General features: G+C 66.4%; 3 protein-coding genes, 1 tRNA gene and 1 pseudogene. 1 reads left to right on the forward strand and 4 read right to left on the reverse strand.

The window, feature by feature from the left end; all coding sequences use genetic code 11:
• Window positions 1-132: 132 nt before the first annotated feature.
• From VN779_RS09915 to VN779_RS09930, 4 genes and pseudogenes are all read right to left on the reverse strand, one after another.
• Window positions 133-687 (reverse strand): hypothetical protein, encoded by a 555-nt coding sequence (locus VN779_RS09915; RefSeq protein ID WP_325722166.1) that lies wholly within the window; start codon window positions 685-687, stop codon window positions 133-135.
• A 79-nt stretch (window positions 688-766) separates the two neighbouring features.
• Window positions 767-973: pseudogene (locus VN779_RS26420) on the reverse strand (DUF1003 domain-containing protein); the annotation flags it as partial.
• 50 nt (window positions 974-1023) lie between these two features.
• Window positions 1024-1677, reverse strand: a complete 654-nt coding sequence (locus tag VN779_RS09925; RefSeq protein ID WP_325722167.1) for a hypothetical protein — start codon at window positions 1675-1677, stop codon at window positions 1024-1026.
• A gap of 379 nt (window positions 1678-2056) precedes the next feature.
• Window positions 2057-2132, reverse strand: a tRNA-Glu gene (locus tag VN779_RS09930).
• Window positions 2133-2259: 127 nt separating this feature from the next.
• Here VN779_RS09930 and VN779_RS09935 point away from each other — a divergent pair.
• Window positions 2260-3684: M3 family metallopeptidase (locus VN779_RS09935; protein WP_325722168.1), on the forward strand; the 1425-nt coding region annotated here is incomplete at its 3' end.

Consider the following 3684-nt stretch of genomic DNA (forward strand, 5'->3'; position numbering starts at 1 on the left):
GCGCAGCTGATGGACGCGGCGAGCGACCTGGGCAACAAGCAGACTGCCAGCGCGCTGCTCGACGACGACGCCGAACTACGACGCCACCCGCAGCAGACGATTGTCAACGCGCGAAGAACGGATTCGGCCTGATCATCGGCGGACTGCCAGTGCGCCCGGAACTGCCATCAGCTCGTTGAAAAGAGTGTGGTAGCTCAGCAGCGCCTGGCGTATCTCCTCGATCGGTGTGGTCACGGACTTCGTCCGCACGTGCTCGCTGATCCGCTGCGCCCGGCGATAGTCCGCCAGGGTGTCCGCGTGCTTGACGGAGAGCAGGGCAAGCCGCTCGTCCGCATCGTCGCCGGGATAGCCCCTCGCGGTAAGCAGCTGCGAGACCAACTGCCGGGCGGTGCTCAGAGCGAGCGCCGGGTCATCGAGGAACCCGACCTGAAGGCGCGCCCATGAAGTCGTGTAGTACTCCTGGTCGACCACACTGATCGCGCGCAGGCGCAACTTGTCATGCAAGCGTTTGCGGCGCAGCAGTTCCCGGTCAACCTCCTGTTTGGTGTCCTTCTCCTGCGCCACCGTCTCGTATTCAGCACCGAAGGACTTGCGCAGGCTACGCCTCTCGTGGCCCACCCAACCGAGCGCTGCCAAGGTCGAGAGCAGGATCGCGGCGACGGCCGCGATGATGACGCTGATAAGCATGTGATCCCCTAGCTGTGCGCAGTCGCGGGTGCGGGCACTGCTGTGTTTGGGTGGTGGGGTGAGGTCGCGCCCTGGATCGTTGAGTGTCTGCTCGGCATCGGTTCCGCTCTGCCCGATACAGCGGCAGCGCGCTGTGTGCGTCGGTGTCGGCCTGCCGGTTCTGGCTCAGCAGGATCACCGGCGCCGCGTACGCGGCCTGCGTAGAGAACAGCAGGTTCAAGAGGATGAACGGGTACGCATCCCAGTGCCATGCGAACTCGCCCAGATTGAGCCCGATCCATACCACCGCGACCCGCGGCGCACTGGTACGACGGTGCAAGCTGGACGCCGCGCGGATCAACGATGATCTCGGTGCCCATTGTAAGATCGGTCCGACAGTCGTCGACGAGAGCCTGACGGCTCGCTGCTTCGCACACGCCGTGCCCCTGGCCAGCCATAGGCGAGCCGCGCCGGCCCGGAAACCGCGGGATGGGAAATCAGGCGAGGGTCGGCGGCACTCGGCGCGGTCGCCGTGGAGAAGTCCGCGGGTTCTGCCGAGTCAGTAAGTGAGGGCGCTAATACGCTGCCGTCCACCGCCGCGAAGCGCTCTGCGCCCTCTACTGAAGGGAACTCTGCTGCCGGAAGGTCAGATGTCGACTGCATCAGGGTGGCGGTCAGGCTGCGCTCGGTCGAAGGCAGCATGCGCTCCTCCCACCAGAACAGGCCCACGACCATGCCGAGCATGATGAAGGGGACCAAGAGCACGAAGATCAACGCGTACACCGACGCCGCCTGTGGTGGAGTGTCTGCGAAGGCGACGGTGTTCTCGCGATCCGGCATGCTCCTTTGTGCCGGTGAGCGCCGAATCGGTACGCACGCGTGAAGAACCCCGAACCGTCGCGGAGGATTCACGATCGCCATGGAGAGCGCGCCGCCGGGGTCCGGGGTGACGCCTTCAATGTACTGCCGCTTCGTCGGCGCGGAAAGCCGGAGCGCCGTGCCGTAGGACACGACTCGGCTGTCGGCTGCTGCGGCCGGCCTCTCAGCCCTGGCAGGCCGCGGAAATAAGAACGCGTACCTCGGACCTACACGATGGATGCAACGGCCTGATGGAATCGATGCCTGACAAATACGGTTCGATGACCGCGTGATCTTGGCCACTATTTGGCCGCAGGCGTCTACAACCGGAAGCTCGATCTCCGCTCTGAAGATCGGGTCATTCGGCGCGCTACATTGAAAAGCGCAGGCCAAAAGGCTCGCGCTGAACTTGAGCGCTGGTTACCGCACGTGACACTCCTGCCTGGCAGAGGCAGCGTGCTATTTGGTTTACATCGCAGCGTTCGAGGAAAACGAAAGACCAGGCCAGAAAGCATCTGGCCTGGTCTTGCCCTGGTAGCCCCGACGGGATTCGAACCCGCGCTACTGCCTTGAGAGGGCAGCGTGCTAGGCCGCTACACAACGGGGCCAGGTGGGGTTGGCGGGCTCGCGCTCGGCAACGGGGTCAAGCATAGGTGACGGGCTGGGGTCCGGCCAAATCGATATGGCTGGTGCTGGGCTGGGCCGAGATCGGGCGGGTGCGGCTAGGGTCGGCGCATGGACTCGGATGCCGACTCGGACATGCGCACCAACCCCTTCCTAGCGGCGAGCGACCTGCCGTATCAGCTGCCGCCGTTCGCCTCGATTCGCGAGTCGGACTATGGCCCCGCGATCGAGCAGGGGATGGCCGCGCAACTGGCGGAGATTGCGGCTCTGACCGGCGCGCTCGAGGAACCGTCGTATGACAACACGGTGCTGGCGCTGGAGCGCTCGGGGCAGGCGCTGCAGCGGGTGCTGCGCGTGTTTTACAACCAGGCGGCGGCGGATACGACGCCGGGGGTGCAGGCGTTGCAGGCCGAGTTCGGGCCTCGGCTAGCCGCGCACGAGGACGCGATTCATCTGGACGCCGCGCTGTTCGCGCGGGTGCGGGCCGTGTATGAGCGATTGCGGGAGAGCGGGGCGGGGCGCGGAGACGAGTTGGGGGGAAACGAGGGGAGTGAGGCTGGGCGCGGGGGTGACGCGGTGGCGGGTGCGCGGCTGGTGGAGCGGTACTACACGGACTTCGTGCGGGCGGGAGCGCTGCTCGACGCCGCGGCGAAGGACCGGCTGCGGGAGCTGAACGGCGAGCTGGCGCGGCTGGCCACCGAGTTCGAGCGGAACCTGTTCGAGGACACGCGAGCGCGGGCGGTAATCCTTGAGTCGGCCGCCGATTTGGAGGGGTTGTCGGACGACGCGGTGAGCGCTGCGGCCTCGAACGCGGCTGCGCATGGACTCGCGGGCAAGTATCTGCTGAGCCTTCAGTTGCCGTCGAACCAGCAGTTGCTCGCGTCGCTGGCTCGGCGGCCGGTGCGGCAGCGGCTGTACGAGGCGTCGGTCGGGCGCGGGTCCGTACTAAACCGCACGCTCGTGGTACGGATCGCGCGGCTGCGGGCAGAGCGCGCTGCGCTGTTGGGTTATCCCAGCCACGCCGCCTATGTGGTCGCGGAGCAGACGGCTGGGTCGGTCTCAGCTGTTGAGTCGCTGCTGCGGCAGCTCGTGGAGCCGGCGGTGGCGAATGCGCGGCGGGAGGCGGGGGCGTTGCGCGCGGCGTTCGCTGCTGACGGGTTCGCGGCGGAGGAGTTCGCGCCGTGGGACTGGCAGTTCTACGCGGAGAAGGTACGCAAAGCCGAGTTCGACGTGGATGCCTCTGATCTGCGGCCGTATTTTGAGCTGGAGCGGGTGCTGCGGGACGGGGTCTTCTTTGCGGCGCAGCGGATTTATGGCTTGCGGTTCGAGGAGCGCACAGATCTTGTCGCGTATCACTCGGATGCGCGCGTCTTCGAGGTTTTCGAGGAGGACGGCACGCCGCTCGGTCTGTTCGTCGGCGACTTCTACGCGCGGGCGTCGAAGCGCGGCGGGGCCTGGATGAACGAGCTGGTGCCGCGCTCCGGGCTGTTCGGCACGAAAGCGGTGGTCGTGAACAACCTCAACCTCGCCAAACCG

This window comes from Actinocrinis sp. (assembly GCF_035605935.1).
Classification (GTDB): Bacteria; Actinomycetota; Actinomycetes; order Streptomycetales; family Catenulisporaceae; genus Actinocrinis.